The organism is Gallaecimonas aegicerasi (assembly GCF_045291545.1).
Lineage (GTDB): Bacteria > Pseudomonadota > Gammaproteobacteria > Enterobacterales > Gallaecimonadaceae > Gallaecimonas.
The window spans coordinates 616,900-635,617 of the sequence record NZ_CP149514.1; the positions used below are offsets into that span (position 1 = coordinate 616,900).

At 58.5% G+C, this 18,718-nt stretch carries 18 protein-coding genes; 16 read left to right on the forward strand and 2 right to left on the reverse strand.

Annotated elements, in window-relative coordinates:
* Window positions 1-36 precede the first annotated feature (36 nt).
* The 5 genes from rnc to acpS are packed head-to-tail and all read left to right on the forward strand — an operon-like array spanning window position 37 to window position 3,361.
* Window positions 37-711: a ribonuclease III gene (rnc, locus tag WDB70_RS02950; protein WP_406666461.1), complete on the forward strand. Its 675-nt coding sequence runs from the start codon at window positions 37-39 to the stop codon at window positions 709-711.
* On the forward strand, window positions 704-1,597 hold the full coding sequence (era, locus tag WDB70_RS02955) for a GTPase Era (RefSeq protein WP_406666463.1): 894 nt from the start codon (window positions 704-706) through the stop codon (window positions 1,595-1,597). The genes rnc and era overlap by 8 nt, the downstream gene beginning before the upstream one ends.
* Window positions 1,597-2,274, forward strand: a complete 678-nt coding sequence (gene recO, locus WDB70_RS02960; protein WP_406666465.1) for a DNA repair protein RecO — start codon at window positions 1,597-1,599, stop codon at window positions 2,272-2,274. The genes era and recO overlap by 1 nt, the downstream gene beginning before the upstream one ends.
* On the forward strand, window positions 2,274-2,999 hold the full coding sequence (gene pdxJ, locus WDB70_RS02965; protein WP_406666467.1) for a pyridoxine 5'-phosphate synthase: 726 nt from the start codon (window positions 2,274-2,276) through the stop codon (window positions 2,997-2,999). The genes recO and pdxJ overlap by 1 nt, the downstream gene beginning before the upstream one ends.
* Window positions 2,996-3,361: a holo-ACP synthase gene (gene acpS / locus WDB70_RS02970; RefSeq protein WP_406666469.1), complete on the forward strand. Its 366-nt coding sequence runs from the start codon at window positions 2,996-2,998 to the stop codon at window positions 3,359-3,361. The genes pdxJ and acpS overlap by 4 nt, the downstream gene beginning before the upstream one ends.
* Before the next feature lie 180 nt (window positions 3,362-3,541).
* Here the strand turns inward: acpS and WDB70_RS02975 are convergent, their stop codons facing one another.
* Entirely contained in the window at window positions 3,542-4,372 is an 831-nt protein-coding gene (locus WDB70_RS02975) for an undecaprenyl-diphosphate phosphatase (RefSeq protein WP_406666471.1), read from the reverse strand.
* A 142-nt stretch (window positions 4,373-4,514) separates the two neighbouring features.
* Complete coding sequence (gene barA / locus WDB70_RS02980) at window positions 4,515-7,199, reverse strand: two-component sensor histidine kinase BarA (RefSeq protein WP_406666473.1); 2,685 nt, start codon at window positions 7,197-7,199, stop codon at window positions 4,515-4,517.
* Window positions 7,200-7,285: 86 nt separating this feature from the next.
* Between barA and rlmD the strand changes: the two genes are divergently transcribed.
* The 11 genes from rlmD (at window position 7,286) to truD (ending at window position 18,718) form a co-directional block, all read left to right on the forward strand.
* Window positions 7,286-8,587 carry a 23S rRNA (uracil(1939)-C(5))-methyltransferase RlmD gene (rlmD, locus tag WDB70_RS02985; protein WP_406666475.1) on the forward strand — a complete coding sequence of 434 codons (1,302 nt, stop codon included), beginning with the start codon at window positions 7,286-7,288 and terminating at the stop codon, window positions 8,585-8,587.
* On the forward strand, window positions 8,587-10,758 hold the full coding sequence (relA, locus tag WDB70_RS02990; RefSeq protein ID WP_406666477.1) for a GTP diphosphokinase: 2,172 nt from the start codon (window positions 8,587-8,589) through the stop codon (window positions 10,756-10,758). Before rlmD ends, relA begins: the two co-directional genes overlap by 1 nt.
* A complete protein-coding gene (mazG, locus tag WDB70_RS02995) occupies window positions 10,755-11,546 on the forward strand; it encodes a nucleoside triphosphate pyrophosphohydrolase (RefSeq protein WP_406666479.1) in 792 nt (263 codons plus the stop codon). Before relA ends, mazG begins: the two co-directional genes overlap by 4 nt.
* 81 nt (window positions 11,547-11,627) lie before the next feature.
* Window positions 11,628-13,265, forward strand: a complete 1,638-nt coding sequence (locus tag WDB70_RS03000) for a CTP synthase (protein WP_406666481.1) — start codon at window positions 11,628-11,630, stop codon at window positions 13,263-13,265.
* 54 nt (window positions 13,266-13,319) lie between these two features.
* Window positions 13,320-14,615: a phosphopyruvate hydratase gene (eno, locus tag WDB70_RS03005; RefSeq protein ID WP_406666483.1), complete on the forward strand. Its 1,296-nt coding sequence runs from the start codon at window positions 13,320-13,322 to the stop codon at window positions 14,613-14,615.
* A 53-nt stretch (window positions 14,616-14,668) separates the two neighbouring features.
* Entirely contained in the window at window positions 14,669-15,358 is a 690-nt protein-coding gene (locus WDB70_RS03010; protein WP_406666485.1) for a hypothetical protein, read from the forward strand.
* Window positions 15,359-15,431: 73 nt separating this feature from the next.
* Complete coding sequence (locus WDB70_RS03015) at window positions 15,432-16,109, forward strand: glutathione binding-like protein (protein ID WP_406666487.1); 678 nt, start codon at window positions 15,432-15,434, stop codon at window positions 16,107-16,109.
* 141 nt (window positions 16,110-16,250) lie between these two features.
* Window positions 16,251-16,562, forward strand: coding sequence for a cell division protein FtsB (gene ftsB / locus WDB70_RS03020; protein WP_406666490.1), 312 nt, complete (start codon window positions 16,251-16,253; stop codon window positions 16,560-16,562).
* The gene (gene ispD, locus WDB70_RS03025; RefSeq protein ID WP_406666492.1) at window positions 16,555-17,250 is read left to right on the forward strand and encodes a 2-C-methyl-D-erythritol 4-phosphate cytidylyltransferase; all 696 of its coding nucleotides are present in this window, start codon (window positions 16,555-16,557) and stop codon (window positions 17,248-17,250) included. Before ftsB ends, ispD begins: the two co-directional genes overlap by 8 nt.
* Complete coding sequence (ispF, locus tag WDB70_RS03030) at window positions 17,250-17,726, forward strand: 2-C-methyl-D-erythritol 2,4-cyclodiphosphate synthase (RefSeq protein WP_406666494.1); 477 nt, start codon at window positions 17,250-17,252, stop codon at window positions 17,724-17,726. Before ispD ends, ispF begins: the two co-directional genes overlap by 1 nt.
* Complete coding sequence (truD, locus tag WDB70_RS03035; protein WP_406666496.1) at window positions 17,723-18,718, forward strand: tRNA pseudouridine(13) synthase TruD; 996 nt, start codon at window positions 17,723-17,725, stop codon at window positions 18,716-18,718. The genes ispF and truD overlap by 4 nt, the downstream gene beginning before the upstream one ends.

Sequence of the window (18,718 nt, forward strand, 5' to 3'; positions counted from 1 at the left end):
CAGGGCGGCATTACCGCCCTCTTTATTGGATGATTGATGACCTATTCTCTTGAAACGTTACACCGCCGTTTAGGCTACCAGTTCAACGACCAGCAATTGCTGGTGCAGGCATTGACGCACCGCAGCGCCGGTGCCAGCCATAACGAGCGTCTGGAATACCTGGGTGACTCCATTCTCAGCTTTGTGATTGCCGACGCCCTGTTTGCCCGTTTTCCCAAGGCCAACGAAGGTGACATGTCGCGTATGCGCGCCACCTTGGTCAAGGGCAAAACTCTGGCCGAGCTGGGCAGCGAATTTGGCCTGGGTGATTTTCTGCGTTTAGGCCCCGGTGAGCTCAAGTCTGGCGGTTTTCGCCGTGAGTCAATTCTTGCCGATGCCGTTGAAGCCATTATTGGTGCTATCTATCTGGATGCCGACCTGGCGGTGGTGCGCGAGCACATTCTGCGCTGGTATCAGTCGCGGCTGGGCAGCATCCAGCCCGGAGTGGCGCAAAAAGATCCGAAAACCCGCCTGCAAGAATACCTGCAAGGCAAGCGCCTGGCGCTGCCACACTATCAGGTGGAAAAAGTCGAAGGCGAAGCCCATAAACAGGTGTTTACCGTGTCTTGCCAGGTCGATGGCATCGACCAGCCCTTTAGCGGCTCCGGCGCCAGCCGCCGTAAAGCCGAGCAGGCCGCCGCTGAGCGAGCCCTGGAGCATTTGAATGACTGAACAACGTTGTGGCTTTGTAGCCATTGTTGGCCGCCCCAATGTGGGCAAATCGACCCTGCTGAACCGGTTACTGGGGCAGAAGGTGTCTATCACCTCAAAAAAGGCGCAGACCACCCGCCACCGCATCCTCGGCATTGATACCCAGGGTGATACCCAGGTGATCTACGTTGACACCCCCGGCCTGCACAAAGAAGAAAAGCGTGCCATTAACCGGCTGATGAACCGCGCCGCCTCCAGCTCCATGGGCGATGTTGAAGCGGTGATCTTCATGGTTGAAGGCAGCCATTGGCTGGACGACGACCAACTGGTGCTGGAACGCCTGAAAGCGGCCAACAAGCCGGTGATCCTGGCGGTTAACAAGGTCGATAACGTCAAAGACAAAAACAGCCTGTTCCCGCACCTGCAATGGCTGGCCAGCCAGCATGACTTTGCTGCCATAGTGCCGATCAGTGCCGAAAAAGGCACCCAGGTGGAAGCGCTGCGCAGTGAAGTGGAAAAGCACATCGGGCCATGCGACCACATCTTCCCTGACGATCATATTACCGACCGTTCCAGCCGCTTTATGGCCGCGGAAATCATCCGCGAAAAACTGATGCGTAACCTCGGTGACGAGGTGCCTTACTCGGTTACCGTGGAAATTGAGCAATTCAAGGAAGAAAACGGCCGCTTTCACATTAACGGCCTGATCCTGGTGGAACGTGACGGCCAGAAGAAAATGGTCATCGGCAACAAGGGCGAAAAGCTCAAGCGCATCGGCACCGATGCCCGCCAGGACATGCAGCGGCTGTTTAACTACCCGGTGCACCTGGAACTGTGGGTGAAGGTGAAATCCGGCTGGGCCGATGACGAACGGGCGCTGCGCTCGCTGGGCTACGGAGACGACTGATGGCCCAGGCGGCCTATGTGCTGCACCGGCGGCCCTATCAGGATGATGCCGCCCTGGCCGAACTGCTGCTCGAAGATGACAGCCGGGTCGGCATTGTGGTGCGGGGCATGCATGCCCGTAAAAGCCAGAAAAGGGCCGCCATGCAGCCCTTTGTGCAGCTGGAGCTGACGTTAACCGGCAAAGGTGATTTACAAGGTGCTCGTGGCATTGAAGTGCGCCACGCCCACCCGCTGACCGGCATGGCCCTTTATGCCGGTTTTTACGTTAATGAAGTCTTGCTGCGCCTGGCCCCCAGGGGCGTGGATGCCGAAGGGCTGTTTGGCCTGTACCGGCAAACCCTGCTGGCACTGGCCAGCAGCGATGTTGAACCGGTGCTGCGCCGCTTTGAACTGAGCCTGTGCCACCGCCTCGGCTACGGTGTTGATCTGTGGCGTGATAGCGACGGCCAGCCGGTAAACCCCGAATACCGTTATCAGTTGCAGGTAGAAGCGGGCCTGGTGGCTGACGTCAAAGGCACTTTTGCCGGTGAGGCGCTGCTGGCCATGGCGCAGGATAACTGGCAAAGCCTGGACACCCGGCGCCAGGCGAAACATTTTTGCCGGCTGTTGCTGGCACCCCATCTTGGTAATAAGCCGCTGAAAAGCAAAGAACTGTTCAGAACAGGAGGAGCGCTGTAATGAGTGCCATTCATCTGGGAGTCAATATCGACCACATTGCCACGGTACGTAACGCCCGTGGCAGCCAGTACCCTGATCCGGTTGAAGCGGCCTTTGTGGCCGAACGGGCCGGCGCCGATGGCATTACCGTGCACCTGCGCGAAGACCGCCGCCATATCCGTGACCGCGACGTCTTTTTACTCAAAGACACCATCCAAACCCGCATGAACCTGGAAATGGCGGTGACCGAGGACATGCTCGGCATTGCTGAGCAGGTCAAACCCGCTTTTGTGTGCCTGGTGCCGGAAAAACGCGAAGAGTTGACCACCGAAGGCGGCCTTGATGTGGCCGGCCAGTTGCAACGGGTAAAGGATGCCTGCCAGCGCCTGGCGGCCAGCAATATTCAGGTATCGCTGTTTATTGATGCCGACCCCCGGCAAATTGACGCGGCGGCGGCCTGCGCGGCGCCCTTTATTGAAATTCATACCGGCCATTACGCCGACACCCAGGGCCAGGCCCAGCAGGCTGAGCTGGCCCGTATCAAAGCCGGTGTCAGCCAGGCGGTGGCCGCCGGGCTTACCGTCAATGCCGGCCATGGCCTGCACTATCACAATGTGCAGCCCATCGCCGCCATCGGCGCCATTTACGAGCTGAATATCGGCCACGCCATTATGGCGCGGGCCATGTTTGACGGCCTCGATAAAGCCGTACGCGACATCAAGACGCTGATGCTGGCGGCGCGATGATCAAGGGCCTGGGCACCGACATCGTTGAAATTGCCCGCTTTGAACGGGCCGCGCCGCGCTTTGCCGAACGGGTACTGACAGCGGCTGAACTGGCTATTTACCAGCAACAGCCGCAGCCGCTGGCCTACCTGGCCAAGCGCTGGGCCGCCAAGGAAGCGGCGGCCAAGGCGCTGGGCACCGGCATTGCCCAGGGCGTTACCTTTCAGGATTTTCACACCAGTAATGACGCCGCCGGCCGGCCGCAGTTGCGCCTTAGCGGCCGTGCTGCGGAACTGGCCGAGGCGCTCGGCGTGCGTTGTTGCCATTTGGCCCTAGCCGATGAAAAACACTACGCCGTGGCGACGGTTATCCTCGAAGGCTAGTTGTCGCAACAACTCACCCGCAACGAGTTGATCTGCCTGCATGACAGGCTAGCCAAACACAAAGATAACTGGGCCTCGCTGAACGACGATTTAGCAGGTACAGCAGATAATAGAGCGCGACCACCTGACGTGTTTCAACTTCAGCAGGAAATAAAAAAACGGGCCAGCAGGCCCGTTTTTTTATGGTGTGGCGTTACTCCAGTCCACCCAGTTGAATTGCCAGCTGGCCAGAATCAGCAAGCCAAAGCCGATGCGATACCAGGCAAACACCGCGTAACTGTGGTTGCCGATGAATTTCAGCAATGCTTTGACGGCAATCATCGCGAAGATGAACGAGAACAAAAAGCCCAGGGCAAACACCGGAATGTCGCTCATCTGAAACAGGTGGCGGTATTTGTAACCGGAGTACACCGCTGCCCCGAACATGGTGGGCATGGCCAGGAAGAATGAAAACTCGGTAGCGGCCTTGCGGGACAAACCAAACAGCAGGCCACCGATAATGGTGGAGCCGGAGCGGGAGGTGCCGGGGATCAGTGCCAGGCACTGGGCCAGGCCGATTTTCAGGGCCTGATGCCAGCGCATGTCGTCAACGCTGGGGGCTGAAATACTGTGCTCGCGGGTTTCTGCCCAGAGCATGATCACGCCGCCAATTACCAGCGCGGTAGCTACGGTGATGGGGTTAAACAGGTATTTATGAATGTCGTCGGCAAAGGCCAGGCCGAGGATCACCGCCGGGAAAAAGGCGATCAGCAGATTACGGGTAAAGCGCTGTGCCGGTGGCCGACTGGGCAGACCGGTGACCACGCTGATGATGGTGCGGCGGTACTCCCACATCACCGCCAGGATAGCCCCCAGCTGAATGATGATATTAAATGCCATGGCACGCTGGCCGGTGAAGTCGATGAGGTCGGCGACGATGATCTGGTGGCCGGTGCTGGAGATGGGCAGGAACTCGGTAATGCCTTCCACTAACCCCAAAATAAAGGCCTGAAAGGCCGTCCATAAATCCATATGTGCTACTTCTCTTTGGCTATGACAACAATACCCGGGCCCGGGCCAGCGCTGATGCTAGCAAAGAATGGCTAAAAGGGGAGCGATGAATTTAGCGCTGTGGGGAAAATAACCCGGGCTGTTCAGCCAGCCAGGGGCAAATTCAGCCAACCAGCCCCTGGCGGCCGGCTTCTTCGTCGAGTTTGTCCATTTCATCAAGCAGTTCAAAAAGCTCCGGCTCCACGTCATCGGCATTGCGGCCTTGCTTGAGCGCGGTTTCGATGGCGTGCGCCAGCGCCTTGAGTTTGGGAGTGCCGGTGTAGGCGACTGCGCCGTTGAACTTGTGAATGATCTGCTGCACGGCGGTGGTGTCGCCGTTGGCCAGTGCCTGCTCCAGAGCGTTGCGGGTCTCCGGCAGGTTGTCCACCAGCATTTTCAGCATGTCTTTGGCCAGTGCCTCGCGGCCACCAGTCTGATCCAAGGCTTGCTGCCAGTCCAGCACCACATTTTGCGGCAGCCACTTCACCAAGGTGGTGCGTAAGGTGGCCTCGTCGATGGGCTTGGTGAGGTAGTCACTCATGCCGGCGGCCAGCAGTTTTTCCCGCTCTCCGGCCATGGCATGGGCGGTAACGGCGATCACCGGTGGCGTTGCATCACCGAGCTTTTCCTGAATTTTGGCGGTGGTGGTCACACCATCCATATTGGGCATTTGAATGTCCATGAAGATGGTGTCAAAGGTCCACTTGTTGATGGCTTCCAGTGCTTGCAAGCCACTGGAGGCGGTGTGTACCTCACAGGCGGTATCGGCCAGCAGGGCGGCCATCAATTTCAGGTTGGGGGTGTTGTCGTCGACCACCAGAATGCGCCCCGGCGGCACCTCGACCAGCTTTTTCAGTACCGGCAGCTGGGCCAGCCGTGGCGCCCCCAGCAGGGCTTTGTATAGCCGGGGGGCGGTCAGTGGCTTGACCAGGCAGTCACTGACGCCGAGCGACAAAATACGTTCACGCATTTGTGGATCGGGGTGGTTGGACAGCGCAATCACCGGTGTTTTCGCCGGTGCTGCCAGGTCGCTCAGCAAGGCCGGTAGATCGCTCTGTTCCACCTGGTCGAGCAAAATGAAATCGGCCTCTTGGGCGCGCGCCGGATCACTGAGGTAACGTACCTCCAGCGGCCAGCTGTGTTGCAGGCTTTGCAGCATCTGCCTGGTATGTTCGCTGCCGTTGAGCAGTGCCAGGGTTTTCCCGGCCAGTGGCTCCATCGGCAGCGGATCATGAAACTGCATATTGGCGGCCTGTACCGGCAGCGTGAACCAGAAGGTAGAACCTACCCCCAGCTCACTTTCCAGGCCCATCTGGCCTTTCATTTGGGTGATCAGCGTTTGCGAGATGATCAGCCCCAGGCCGGTGCCACCAAAACGCCGGGTAATGGAGGCGTCCGCCTGGGCAAAGGCACGGAACAGGTGTTGCTGTTCGTTGCTGTCGATGCCTACACCGGTATCGGTGACGGCCACTTTGATTTCGCTGTCGGCACTGCCACTGTGTTGTTGGTGGCTGATGGTAATGGTAACGCCGCCGCGCTGGGTAAACTTAACGGCGTTACCCACCAGGTTGGTGAGCACCTGCTTGAGCCGTAATGGATCCCCTTGCAGAGCATCCGGTGTTTCCGGTGGCAGGTTCAGGCTTAATTCCAGGCCCTTTTCCCGGGCATTGGCGCCCATCATGTCCACCACTTCATAGAGTGCGTCATGGAAGGAGTAAGGGCTGCTTTCCAGTTGCAGTTTGCCGGCTTCCAGTTTGGAAAAATCCAGCACATCATTGATGATCGCCAGCAGGTGCTGCGCGGAACGTTCGATGGTCAGCAGATAGTCGGTCTGGCTCGGGGTCAGCTGGGTTTTCATCAGTTGGCGAGCAAAGCCCAACACACCATTGAGTGGTGTGCGCAGCTCGTGGCTCATGTTGGCCAGAAACTCCGATTTCACCTGGCTGGCTTCCATGGCCCGTTTACGGGCTTTATCCAGTTCGATGTTCTGAATTTCCACCTGCTCCAGAGTCATGCGCAGATCGTAGGTGGCCTGGTCGACGTTATGCTGCATGCCGGCGTGGTATTCGTCGAGCGATTGCGCCATGGCGTTGATGCCGTTGCGCAGCAGATCCAGCTCGCCAATCACCACCCCGCGGATACGGGTTTCCAGCTTGCCTTCGCGAATCCGGTTTACTGCCCGCAACATACGGCCAATAGGTTCGGTGACATGGCGCAGCAGCCGCCAGGTAAACAGCAGGTGTACCAGCACCCCCAGCAACACAATGCCAATGCTGCGAAACAGCGCCTGATGCTGGGCCAGTATGACGCTGTCGGGGTTCAGTTCCACCGTCACGTAACCGAGCACCGGGTCACGCGGGTCAATTTTGTCGCGGTAGCTGGCGTAAAAGCTGGTGTCGGCGACAATGGGCGCGCGCAGCATCAGGTGGCCGTTAACATCGTCAAAGGTAGCCGCCTTGGGAATGCCCACCCCGGGAGGCAGCTTCATCAGCGGGAAGTCACGGTGAAAGGTAGACGACACCATGGCAACGTTGGCTTTGTTGTAGATGGCAATATTACGGATAACGTCGGTATTGTGGCGGTGCACGGCGCTGACCAGGCGCTTGAGCTGTTCGCGGTTTTCTTCCACCAGCCCGGCCTCGGACGCCACCGTCAGCGGTTCAATCACCGCCAGGCCCTGGGCGCGCAAATGCGCGGCCACGTCTTGGTAACGTTGCGTTGTAAAATAGCCACCCAGCAGCGCCCCTATTACCAGGGTTGGCGCCAGTGTCAGTATCAGCACCCAGGCCCGCAGGCCAAATCTGCTCACGTTACCCGCTTTCCTTCGTTAAGTCGGTGCATCCTGTGTCTGGTCGGTATAATGGCACAGCCTTTTCACAATACCCAAGGTTCGCCATGGTTCAGATATACCGCCCGACCAAACGCCAGACGGCCCTGAAAGCCCAGACCCTGACCATTAATAGCCTGGATTTGCATGGTCAGGGGGTTGCTCGCTACCAGCAACAGGTCTGTTTTGTGCCCGGGGCCTTGCCGGGTGAATCGGTGAAAGTGGCGCTGACCCGCAAAGGCAATATCCTGCAAGGGCAACTGCTGGCGCTGCATCAGGCCAGTGCGCAGCGTATTAGCCCGGCTTGCCCACATTATGCTCAGTGCGGTGGCTGCCAGTTGCAGCACCTGAGCCAGGCTGACCAATTGCATTATAAACAAGTGGCGTTGGCACAGTTGCTGGAACGCCAGGGGCTCAGCCCGGTGCAGTGGGCTGAACCACTGAAAGGGCCGGCCTGGGGCTATCGGCGTACCTTGCGCCTGGCCACCTTCAAAGGCCGGGTAGGGTTTCGGGCCCGCGCCAGTCAGAGCATTGTCAGTGTGGATAGCTGCCCGGTGGCCGACCCTTTACTCAGCGCTTTGCTGCCGAGCCTGCAACAGCTGGTCAGCTCGCTGGCTGACAGCAAGGCGCTGGGCCATATCGAACTATTGTCACTGCCGCCGCAACGGGCGGCGCTGTGGCGGCTGACCGGGCCGCTGAAGCCGGCTGACCGGCAAAAACTACTGGCCTGGGCCAGCGAACAGCAACTGCTGCTGTTTTGCCAGTTGGGTGACACCGTGGAGCAATTACTGCCATCTGTACCAGTGGCGCTCGGCTATACGCTCGATGGCCTGCAGCTGAGTGTCGGTGCGGCCGATTTTATTCAGGTCAATGGCAGTGTAAATGACGCCATGGTGGCGCAGGCCATGGCCTGGCTGGCTCCCCAGACTGGTGAACGCATTCTGGATGCTTACAGTGGCTTGGGTAATTTCAGCCTGCCGCTGGCCAAGCGTGGTGCCCAGGTGTTGGCTGCTGAAGGGGTTGCGGCTATGACGGCGCGCTGCCAGGCCAACGCCAGGGCCAACGGTTTGCAGCTGACGGCCCGCACTATTGATCTTGATGACGCCAAGGCGGTAGCGCAGCTACTGGCCGACCCGCTAGACGCAGTGCTGTTGGACCCGGCCCGCCCTGGCGCCCGGGTACTGTGTCAGGCGCTGGCGGAGGCTGGCCCCCGGCGAGTGCTCTATGTATCCTGTAATCCTGCCACCTGGAAACGAGACGCCGTGCTATTACAGCAAGGCGGTTACCGATTACAGCAGCTGGGCTTGATGGACATGTTCACCCAGACTGCCCATGTGGAACTGATGGCCCTTTTCATCCGGGAGAAGTGATGGTCTCCATCCGAGGCACGCACCAGCAAGATGCCGCGCTGGATACCCAGCAGTGGCTGGCAACCCTGAACCTCAAAGACACGGCCCGCCTGGCGGATGCCTGTACCTTGCTCAGCCAGGAACAGCGGCCTGCTGCCCGGGAAAAGGTGGAGATCCTCTGTGAGCTGGCGATGGACAGCGACACTCTGCTGGCGGCGTTGCTGCTGGCGCCGTATCGCGCTGGCGTGATTGACGCCGAAGCGGTCAGTAGCCGGTTTGGTCAAGCACAGGTGGCGTTACTGGATGCCATCATCGACATGGACGCCATCCGCACCCTACAGCAAAGTGCCTCGTCGGCCAGCCAGGTCGATAAGGTACGGCGCATGGTGCTGACCATGGTCAACGATGTACGGGCAGTGGTGGTGCGCCTGGCCGAAGCCATTGTGGAGCTGCGGGCGGTGAAAGATGCCGACGAAGAAACGCGGGTGCTGGTGGCCAAAACGGCTGCCAACCTGTACGCGCCGCTGGCCAATCGGCTGGGCATCGGCCAGCTGAAATGGGAGCTGGAAGATTTATCTTTTCGCTACCTGCACCCGGATACCTACAAGCGCATCGCCAAGCTGCTGGACGAACGGCGTATCGACCGCGAAAGCTACATTGACAGTTTTGTCAGTGGCCTAACCCAGGCGCTGCATGATGAAGGCGTTGATGCCCAGGTCTACGGCCGGCCCAAGCACATCTATTCCATCTGGAAGAAGATGAACCACAAGCACCTGGCCTTTGACGAACTCTTTGATGTGCGGGCTGTGCGCATTATTGTGCCGCGCTTGCAAGACTGCTACGCGGCGCTGGGGGTGGTGCATACCCAGTTTCATCACATTCCCAAAGAGTTTGATGACTACGTGGCCAACCCCAAGCCCAACGGTTACCGCTCCATTCATACCGTAGTGCTTGGCCCGGCCGGCAAAACCGTGGAAATTCAAATTCGTACCCAGGCCATGCACGACGAGGCGGAACTGGGTGTGGCAGCACACTGGGCCTACAAAGAAGGAGGTGCTGGCGGCAAAGATGCTGGCCTGGAAGGCAAAGTGGCCTGGCTGAGAAAAATCCTGCAATGGCAGGAAGAAATGGCCGACGCCGGCGATCTGGTTGAAGATCTCAAGCATCAGGTGGTTGAGGACCGGGTCTATGTGTTTACCCCCAAGGGCGATGTGGTCGACTTGCCCAGCGGTGCCACGCCACTGGATTTTGCCTACAACATTCATTCCATGGTGGGCCACCGCTGCATTGGCGCCAAGATATCCGGCCGCATTGTGCCGTTCACCTATCAGCTGCAAACCGGCGATCAGGTGGAGATCCTCACCGGTAAAGAACCCAACCCCAGCCGCGACTGGCTCAACCCGCACCTGGGCTATGTTAAATCCAGCCGTGCCCGTGCCAAGATCCAGCACTGGTTCAAGCAACTGGACCGCGATAAAAACCTGCAAGCTGGCCGGGAAATGCTTGAGCGGGAACTGGCCCGCAGCGAGTTGGAGCTGAACCAGGCACAGGCTGCTGTCGACAAGTTCAACATGGGTACCCTGGATGACTTGCTGGCAGCCATTGGCGGTGGTGACATCAAACTCAATCAGGTGGTCAACTTCCTTAATGGCCATTACTTCAAGCACCAGCCCAGCGATGACGAGGCGGTAGCGGAGCTGATCAGCCAAAAATCCTCGGCCAGCCGCAGCAGTGGCAAAAGCCCCTTTGTGGTGCAGGGGGTCGGCAATTTGCTGACCAGCATTGCCGGTTGCTGCCAGCCGGTACCGGGTGATGACATTGTTGGCTATATCACCCAGGGCCGGGGTATCTCGGTACACCGCACCGATTGCGATGAACTGGTCAAGCTGGTGCGTCAACATTCTGAGCGGGTGGTGGAAGTCGACTGGAGCAATACTCCCGGCCAGAGCTTTGCGGTGACTCTGCGCATTATTGCCGCTGACCGCTCCGGCCTGCTGCGCGACATTACCAGTATCCTGGCCAATGAACGGGTCAATGTGGAAAACATGCGTAGCCATACCGACCACAATGCTAATCAGGCCACGGTGGAAGTGCAGATCGCCCTGCAAAAACTTGACACCCTCGGCAAAATTCTCAGTCGCTTAAATCAGGTGGCTGATGTGTTTGAAGCCAAACGAGTCACCCAAAAATGACAACCTCTATAACCCCACTGGCCCGCCTGCAAGCGATCATGACCCAGCTGCGTGACCCTGAACACGGTTGCCCCTGGGATCTAGCCCAGGACTTTGCCAGCATTGTGCCGCACACCATCGAAGAGACCTACGAAGTGGCTGATGCCATTGCCAGCGGCGACCGCGCCGCCATACGCGATGAATTGGGCGATCTGCTGTTTCAGGTAGTGTTTTACGCGCAGCTCGGCAAGGAAGAGGGCGCCTTTGACTTGGACGCCATTGCCACCGCCATCAGTGACAAGCTGGTGCGGCGCCACCCCCATGTGTTTGGTGAGCTGGACGAATCAGATCCGGCCCTGCTCAATGCCAACTGGGAGCAAATCAAAGCGCAGGAGCGGGCCGGGCGGCAGGCAGATACATCCGTTCTGGCTGATGTGCCGCTGGCGCTACCGGCGTTAAGCCGTTCGGTCAAGTTACAAAAACGCGCCGCCCGGGTGGGGTTTGACTGGCAGGAGCTGGCACCGGTGTTTGACAAAATTGCCGAGGAAATCGACGAGGTCAAAGCCGAGCTGCCCGGCGCCGATCCGGCGCGGTTGCAGGATGAAGTGGGCGACCTGCTGTTTGCGGTCAGTAATTTGGCCCGGCACCTGCAGGTTGACCCGGAAGCCGCGCTGCGCGGTACCAATGCTAAATTCGAACGGCGTTTTCGCGCCATTGAACAGCGAGTGCAGCAAAGGGGAGAAACTATGGCAACGCAAGGCCTTGAAAAGCTTGAAGCTCACTGGCAAGCGGTGAAGGAAAACGAATAGCGCGTTGTGGTAACAGGGGGTCTTCCTCTATAATGTCTTCCCGTCCTGAGATCCCCTTCTTCTAACGCGTTCAGGTTTTGCATGACGACAAATTATATCTTTGTGACGGGCGGTGTAGTTTCCTCCCTCGGTAAGGGCATTGCTGCGGCATCCCTGGCAGCCATCCTCGAAGCTCGTGGTCTGAAAGTGACCATCATGAAGCTCGACCCCTACATCAACGTTGATCCGGGTACCATGAGCCCTTACCAGCACGGTGAGGTTTATGTGACCGAGGACGGCGCCGAAACCGACCTGGACCTGGGTCACTACGAACGTTTCATCCGTACCAAGATGAGCCGTCGCAATAACTTCACCACCGGCCGTATTTATGCTGATGTACTGCGCAAAGAGCGCCGTGGTGACTACCTGGGCGCCACCATTCAGGTGATCCCGCACATCACCAATGAAATCAAAGAGCGGGTGATTGCCGGTGCCGCAGGCCACGATGTAGCCATTGTCGAGATTGGTGGCACGGTCGGGGATATCGAGTCTCAGCCGTTTTTGGAAGCCATCCGTCAGATGGGTACCGAAGTGGGCCGCGACCACGCCATGTTCATGCACCTGACCCTGGTGCCTTATCTGGGCGCCTCCGGCGAGGTGAAAACCAAGCCAACCCAGCATTCTGTCAAAGAGCTGCGCTCTATCGGTATTCAACCGGATATCCTGGTTTGCCGTACCGACCGCGCGGCGCTGCCGTCGTCTGAACGCTCCAAAATTGCCCTGTTCACCAACGTTGAAGAAAAAGCGGTGATCAGCCTCAAAGACGTAGACTCCATCTACAAAATCCCGGCGCTGCTCAAAGCACAGAGTCTGGACGAACTGGTGGTCAAACGCTTTGGCCTGGAGGTACCCGAAGCCGACTTGGCCGAGTGGGAGCAGGTGATCTATCAGGAAGCCAACCCGCAAGGGGAAATCACCATTGCCATGGTGGGTAAATATGTTGAGCTGCCCGATGCCTACAAATCGGTCAACGAAGCGCTCAAACATGCTGGCTTGAAAAACCGCGTTACCGTGCACATCAAGTACATCGATTCTCAGGATATCGAGTCCAAGGGCACCAGCTTGCTGGAAAACGTCGACGGTATTTTGGTACCGGGCGGCTTTGGCGAGCGCGGCATCGAAGGCAAAGTACTGGCGGCTCAGTACGCCCGCGAAAATAACGTACCTTACCTGGGCATTTGCCTGGGTATGCAAGTAGCACTGATTGAGTTTGCCCGCCATGTGGCAGGCCTTGAAGGTGCCCACTCTACTGAATTCCAAAAAGACGCTAAGCACCCGGTTGTCGGCCTCATTACCGAATGGTTAGATGAAGGCGGCGAAGTGGCTGTGCGTGACGAAGACTCCGATCTGGGCGGCACCATGCGCCTGGGTAGCCAGCTTTGTCACCTGATCCCCGGTTCCAAAGCGCACGACCTCTACGGTGCTGACAGTATCTACGAGCGTCACCGTCACCGCTACGAAGTAAACAATAACTACCGCCCGGCGCTGGAAAAAGCAGGCCTGAAATTTACCGGCCTGTCGGCAGATAAAAAACTGGTGGAGATCATTGAGATCCCAGGTCACCCCTGGTTTGTTGCCGGCCAGTTCCACCCGGAGTTTACCTCTACACCCCGTGACGGCCACCCGCTGTTTGGCGGCTTCGTCAAAGCGGCCTGGGAAGGCCAAAAAGAGAAATCCTGATCACCAAGCCGCGCTCAAGCGCGGCTTAGCACTTATGGAAGGACGTTTTAGCTCATGACTACCATTGCCAATATCATTGGCCGCGAAGTACTGGACTCCCGCGGCAACCCCACCGTTGAAGCCGAAGTACACCTGAACGACGGCACCGTCGCGCTGGCCTGTGCGCCGTCAGGCGCTTCTACCGGTAGCCGCGAAGCACTGGAACTGCGTGACGGCGACAAGTCCCGCTATTTGGGCAAAGGCGTACTGACTGCGGTAGCCAATATCAATGGCGCCATTAAAGACGCGCTGGTGGGTAAAGACGCACGCCAGCAGCAAGCCATCGACCAGATCATGATTGATCTCGACGGCACCGACAACAAAGCCAAGCTGGGCGCCAACGCCATTCTGGCAGTCTCACTGGCCACCGCCAAAGCCGCTGCGGCCAGTCAGAAAAAGCCGCTGTACGTCTGGATAGCGGAGCTGAACGGCACCGCTGGCCAGTTCAGCATGCCGGTACCAATGATGAACATCCTCAACGGTGGTGAGCACGCCGACAACAACGTCGATATTCAGGAGTTCATGGTGCAGCCGGTCTCCGCGCCAAGCTTTAGTGAAGCGCTGCGGATGGGTGCCGAAATCTTCCACGCCCTGAAAAAAGTATTGCAAAGCCAAGGTCTGAATACCGCCGTGGGTGATGAAGGTGGCTTTGCCCCGAACCTGAAATCCAACGCCGATGCGCTGGCGGTGATCAAAGAAGCGGTCAGTGCCGCTGGTTATGAGCTGGGTAAAGACGTGACCCTGGCGTTGGATTGTGCGGCCTCTGAGTTTTACAAAGACGGCCAGTATGTGCTGGCTGGTGAAGGCAAGTCCTTCGACTCTGAAGGCTTTGCCGACTATCTGGCCGGGCTTTGTGAGCAGTACCCCATTGTGTCTGTCGAAGACGGCCTGGACGAGTCTGACTGGGCGGGCTGGAAAGTGCTGACCGACAAGCTGGGCAGCAAAATCCAGCTGGTTGGTGACGACCTGTTCGTGACCAACACCAAGATCCTCAAAGAAGGGATCGAGAAGGGTATCGGTAACTCTATTCTCATCAAGTTCAACCAAATCGGTTCTCTGACCGAAACCCTGGCCGCCATTAAAATGGCCAAGGACGCCGGTTACACTGCTGTGATTTCCCACCGCAGTGGCGAAACCGAAGATGCCACCATCGCTGATCTGGCGGTGGGCACTGCCGCCGGGCAAATCAAGACCGGTTCACTGTGCCGCTCTGATCGGGTCGCCAAGTACAACCAGCTGCTGCGTATCGAGCAGCAGCTGGCAGACCAGGCGGTCTACCGCGGCCTGCGTGAAATCAAAGGCCAGGGCTGAGCCAACTGAGGTATGCTAGAGCCGCCCCTATGGGCGGCTTTTTTGTTGACGCCATGGAATCACCTACACGTAGCATCACTAACAGCAATCGCTATCGCCCCGGCAGTTACCTGTTATGGCTGCTGCTGGCGGTGCTGCTGCATGGCGCTCTGCTGTGGTGGTTACCGCTGGCTGAGCCGCCACCAGCGTTGCCGCTAACACCAAAAAAGGCGATTCATGCCACCTTGCTGGTGGCTAAACCGGCGGTGGCGCAAAGCGCCCAAGCCGGTAGCGGTGATGACCGGCAAACAGACGCGGCGCCGGTAGCGACGGTGGCGGCCGGCTCTGCTTCGCCGCCAGGGCGAAAAGTACCGGTAAAACAGCAAGGCTCCTTGGCAGCCAGCCCCAAAGCGTCGCCACAGCCGCAACAGGTAGTTAGCACCGGGGATTTTTCTGAACAATTGCAGGGTAGTCTGCAACGGCTGCAACAGCAGCGCCAGCAGCAATGGTTGGATCAGCAACATCAGGCCAGTGCCGGCCCGCAGGCGATCCAGCGGCCGCAAGGACGCTCTCGTAAAGCCCAGATCATCGACCTGGGTGGCAATGACCGCCTCTATCGAGGCCCCAATGGGGAATGTGCCCTGCTCAGGCAAATTCAGGGTCTGCAAGGGCCGGAAACGGTGTGGTTACAAACCTCGCTGTGCAGTAAGCCGGAAGCGGATATCCAGTCTTTTATCAACAAGCGTATTCATGGCGGGGGCTAGAACGGGCAGCTATTTGGATATAGCTACGGCTACCTGCTAGGGTGTTTTTTCTCAATCCAGCCAAGGAGTTGTTATGTCTCTTAAATGGCCCATCAAGCATCCCGAACGTCTGCAACTGTTTACGTTGGCCACCCCCAACGGCCAGAAGGTCTCGATTGCCCTTGAAGAGCTGGGTATTGCTTATGAAGCCCATCGAGTTGATATCACTGCCAATGAACAGTTTGAGCCACAGTTTCTGGCGGTTAATCCCAACAATAAAATCCCCGCCATCATTGACCCTGATGGCCCCAATGGGGAGTTGCGCTTGTTTGAGTCGGGCGCCATTTTGCTTTATCTGGCAGAGAAAACCGGCAAGCTGCTACCAACCGAGCCGGCGAAACGCTCAGAGTGTATTCAGTGGCTGTTTTTCCAGATGGCCGGGGTTGGCCCGATGTTTGGCCAGTTTGGCCACTTTCATAAATACGCCGGTGAAAAATGTACCCATCCGTACCCCAAGGAACGCTACCGCAACGAAGCGCGGCGCTTACTGGGCGTCTTGGAACAGCGCCTGACGGGCCGGCAATACCTGATGGGCGATGAGTACAGCATTGCGGATATTGCCACTTTTCCCTGGGTGGGTTGCCTGGACTGGGGTTACAACGCCCGGGAGGTCATTGGTCTTGACGAGTTTCCGGCCGTGATGGCCTGGTTTGCGCGTTGTACCAGCCGGCCTGCCGCTGAGCGGGGGCTGCGCGTTGGTAGTGGTGACTAACTGTCACCGTCCGCGCCGGCACTGTTTTAGCGCCGGCGTTTTTAGCTGACGCCTGCCACGTTCACCGTCTTTTTAGCCGCTGGGCATTCCCAAAGGCGCGCCGGGCCACCATAATAGGCCCGGTAACCAAAAGGAGTCAGCATGGCACGGTTGGCAATGGTGCTGCTGGTGTTGCTGGGGCTGTTACAGTACCGTCTCTGGTTTGGCGACAATGCCGTTCATGACCACTGGCAGCTCAAAGCAGATATCACCCGTATCCAAACCCAAAACGCGCAACTGAAAAAGCGTAACAGCCTGATGTTTGCCGAGGTCAAAGACCTGCGCAAAGGGCTGTCTGCCGTGGAAGAACGGGCGCGTAATCAGCTGGGCATGGTCAAGGATGGTGAAACCTTCTACCGGGTGCTGCGCTCGGGTTACCACAACGAGGACGAGGCCAGCGATACTCATGACTGATGCCGTTATCGCGCTGGTGCCGGCAGCGGGGATAGGCCGGCGCATGGGCGCGGGCAAACCCAAGCAATACCTGCCACTGACCGACCAGCACTGCATTCTTGATGAAACCCTCAGCCGCCTGCTCAATTGTTCTGCCATCAGTGAAGTGGTGGTGGCGCTGGCGGTCGACGACCCTTATTTCGATGATTTACAGCAGGCCACACACCCGCGGCTGCGCACCGTTATTGGCGGTGAGCAGCGGGCTGATTCGGTACTGGCCGGGCTACAGGCGGTCAACCCTGACATTCACCCCTGGGTAATGGTGCATGACGCTGCCCGGCCACTGATCACCGAGGGTGATATTGCCGCGCTGCTTGTAAAGGCGCGTCAGGGCCAGGGGGCCATTTTGGCGGCGCCACTGGTAGACACTATCAAATGGTCTGGTGACGGCCAGTGCATTGAAGAAACGGTGCCGCGCCAGCATCTGTGGCGAGCACTGACACCGCAGTGTTTTCCAACGGCGCTACTGCGCCAGGCCTTGGCTGAAGCCCTGGCCGAGGGTGCCAGCATTACCGATGAAGCCTCGGCGATGGAGCGGCTCGGGCTCAATGTCGCTTTGGTGCCGGGGCGCACTGACAACCTGAAAATCACGCAGCCGGATGACTTAGCGCTGGCGCGCTGGCTGCTCAGCCAACAGGAGAACCGCTGATGCGCATAGGCCACGGTTTTGACGTACATAAATTTGGTGCCGACCGGCCCCTGGTATTAGGGGGAGTTACCGTCGAGCACGACACCGGCCTGGTTGCCCATTCCGATGGTGATGTGGTGCTGCATGCGGTGGCTGATGCGCTGCTGGGCGCAGTCGCACTGGGTGATATTGGCCGCCATTTCCCGGATACCGATCCTACTTTTGCCAACGCTGATAGCCGGGTGCTGTTGCGCCACGTGCAGGCGCTGGTCAGCGCCAAGGGTTACCGGCTGGGTAACCTGGATGTGACCATTATGGCGCAGGCTCCGAAAATGGCACCGCATGTAGCGGCCATGGCGGCCAATATCGCAGCGGATCTGGATGCCGAGGCGAGCCAGGTGAACGTGAAAGCCACCACCACAGAAAAGCTCGGCTTTGTTGGCCGCCAGGAAGGTATTGCCGTTGCCGCGGTGGTACTGCTGGAGCTTGCGGCATGAGTGTGCAAGCGCTCTTTAAGCGCAGTGCCGAGGACTTTGTGGTACACGAACAGCTGGGCTTTAGCCCCAGCGGTGAAGGCGAGCACCTGTTCGTCGAGATTGAAAAGCGTGGCATGAATACCCAGTGGGCCTGCAAGCTGCTGGCAGAAGCCTGCGGTGTGCGCGAACGTGACATCAGCCATTCCGGTTTAAAAGACCGTCATGCCGTCACCCGGCAGTGGCTGTCAGTGTGGCTACCCGGCAAGACAGACCCGGATCTCAGCGCCCTGAATACGGATGAGCTGCAGGTGCTGAATGTCAGCCGTCACCACAAGAAACTGCGAATTGGTACCCATAAGGCCAACGACTTTATTATCCGTCTGCATCAGCTCAGCGATGTTGACCAAGCGCAGCAGGCGCTGACCACCCTTGCCCAGCATGGCTTTGCCAATACCTTTGGTGACCAGCGTTTTGGCCGCGATCAGCACAACCTGACTGTGTTCGATGCAGTGCTGGCCGGTAAGCGCATGAAAAAGCCCCGGCAGAGTATGGCTATTTCCGCGGCCCGCTCGGCACTGTTTAATGCCGTCGCGGCCCATCGTCAGGCTGAAGGGCTGATGCAACAAGTGTTGGCCGGTGATGTGCTGATGCTTGCTGGCAGCCACTCGGTATTTGTGGCCCAGGCCGATGAACTGCCAACGCTGCAACAGCGCCTGGACAGTGGTGATGTGCAACTGACCGGGCCGCTATGGGGCAAAGGCGGCGTCGTTGCCGAAGGCGCCGCTCAGGCTCTGGAACAAGCGGCCCTGAGCGACTGGCAAGACTATTGTCAGGGGCTGGAGAAACTGGCCAGTGCCAGCCGTCGGCCGCTATGGTTAAAGCCGGCACTGACCTGGCAATGGCAGGGTAACAGTGTCGAGTTACGCTTTACGCTGCCTACCGGCAGCTACGCAACCGCCCTGTTGGGGCAGGCATTTACGTTAACTGAGCCGGCCAGGGTAGAGGAGACGTGA

Excerpts from the sequence above, each read along its gene's own strand:
- rnc (WP_406666461.1), top strand. The coding sequence starts at position 37 with ATGACCTATTCTCTTGAAACGTTACACCGCCGTTTAGGCTACCAGTTC.
- era (WP_406666463.1), top strand. The coding sequence starts at position 704 with ATGACTGAACAACGTTGTGGCTTTGTAGCCATTGTTGGCCGCCCCAAT.
- recO (WP_406666465.1), top strand. The coding sequence starts at position 1,597 with ATGGCCCAGGCGGCCTATGTGCTGCACCGGCGGCCCTATCAGGATGAT.
- pdxJ (WP_406666467.1), top strand. The coding sequence starts at position 2,274 with ATGAGTGCCATTCATCTGGGAGTCAATATCGACCACATTGCCACGGTA.
- acpS (WP_406666469.1), top strand. The coding sequence starts at position 2,996 with ATGATCAAGGGCCTGGGCACCGACATCGTTGAAATTGCCCGCTTTGAA.
- WDB70_RS02975 (WP_406666471.1), bottom strand. The coding sequence starts at position 4,372 with ATGGATTTATGGACGGCCTTTCAGGCCTTTATTTTGGGGTTAGTGGAA.
- rlmD (WP_406666475.1), top strand. The coding sequence starts at position 7,286 with ATGGTTCAGATATACCGCCCGACCAAACGCCAGACGGCCCTGAAAGCC.
- relA (WP_406666477.1), top strand. The coding sequence starts at position 8,587 with ATGGTCTCCATCCGAGGCACGCACCAGCAAGATGCCGCGCTGGATACC.
- mazG (WP_406666479.1), top strand. The coding sequence starts at position 10,755 with ATGACAACCTCTATAACCCCACTGGCCCGCCTGCAAGCGATCATGACC.
- WDB70_RS03000 (WP_406666481.1), top strand. The coding sequence starts at position 11,628 with ATGACGACAAATTATATCTTTGTGACGGGCGGTGTAGTTTCCTCCCTC.
- eno (WP_406666483.1), top strand. The coding sequence starts at position 13,320 with ATGACTACCATTGCCAATATCATTGGCCGCGAAGTACTGGACTCCCGC.
- WDB70_RS03010 (WP_406666485.1), top strand. The coding sequence starts at position 14,669 with ATGGAATCACCTACACGTAGCATCACTAACAGCAATCGCTATCGCCCC.
- WDB70_RS03015 (WP_406666487.1), top strand. The coding sequence starts at position 15,432 with ATGTCTCTTAAATGGCCCATCAAGCATCCCGAACGTCTGCAACTGTTT.
- ftsB (WP_406666490.1), top strand. The coding sequence starts at position 16,251 with ATGGCACGGTTGGCAATGGTGCTGCTGGTGTTGCTGGGGCTGTTACAG.
- ispD (WP_406666492.1), top strand. The coding sequence starts at position 16,555 with ATGACTGATGCCGTTATCGCGCTGGTGCCGGCAGCGGGGATAGGCCGG.
- ispF (WP_406666494.1), top strand. The coding sequence starts at position 17,250 with ATGCGCATAGGCCACGGTTTTGACGTACATAAATTTGGTGCCGACCGG.
- truD (WP_406666496.1), top strand. The coding sequence starts at position 17,723 with ATGAGTGTGCAAGCGCTCTTTAAGCGCAGTGCCGAGGACTTTGTGGTA.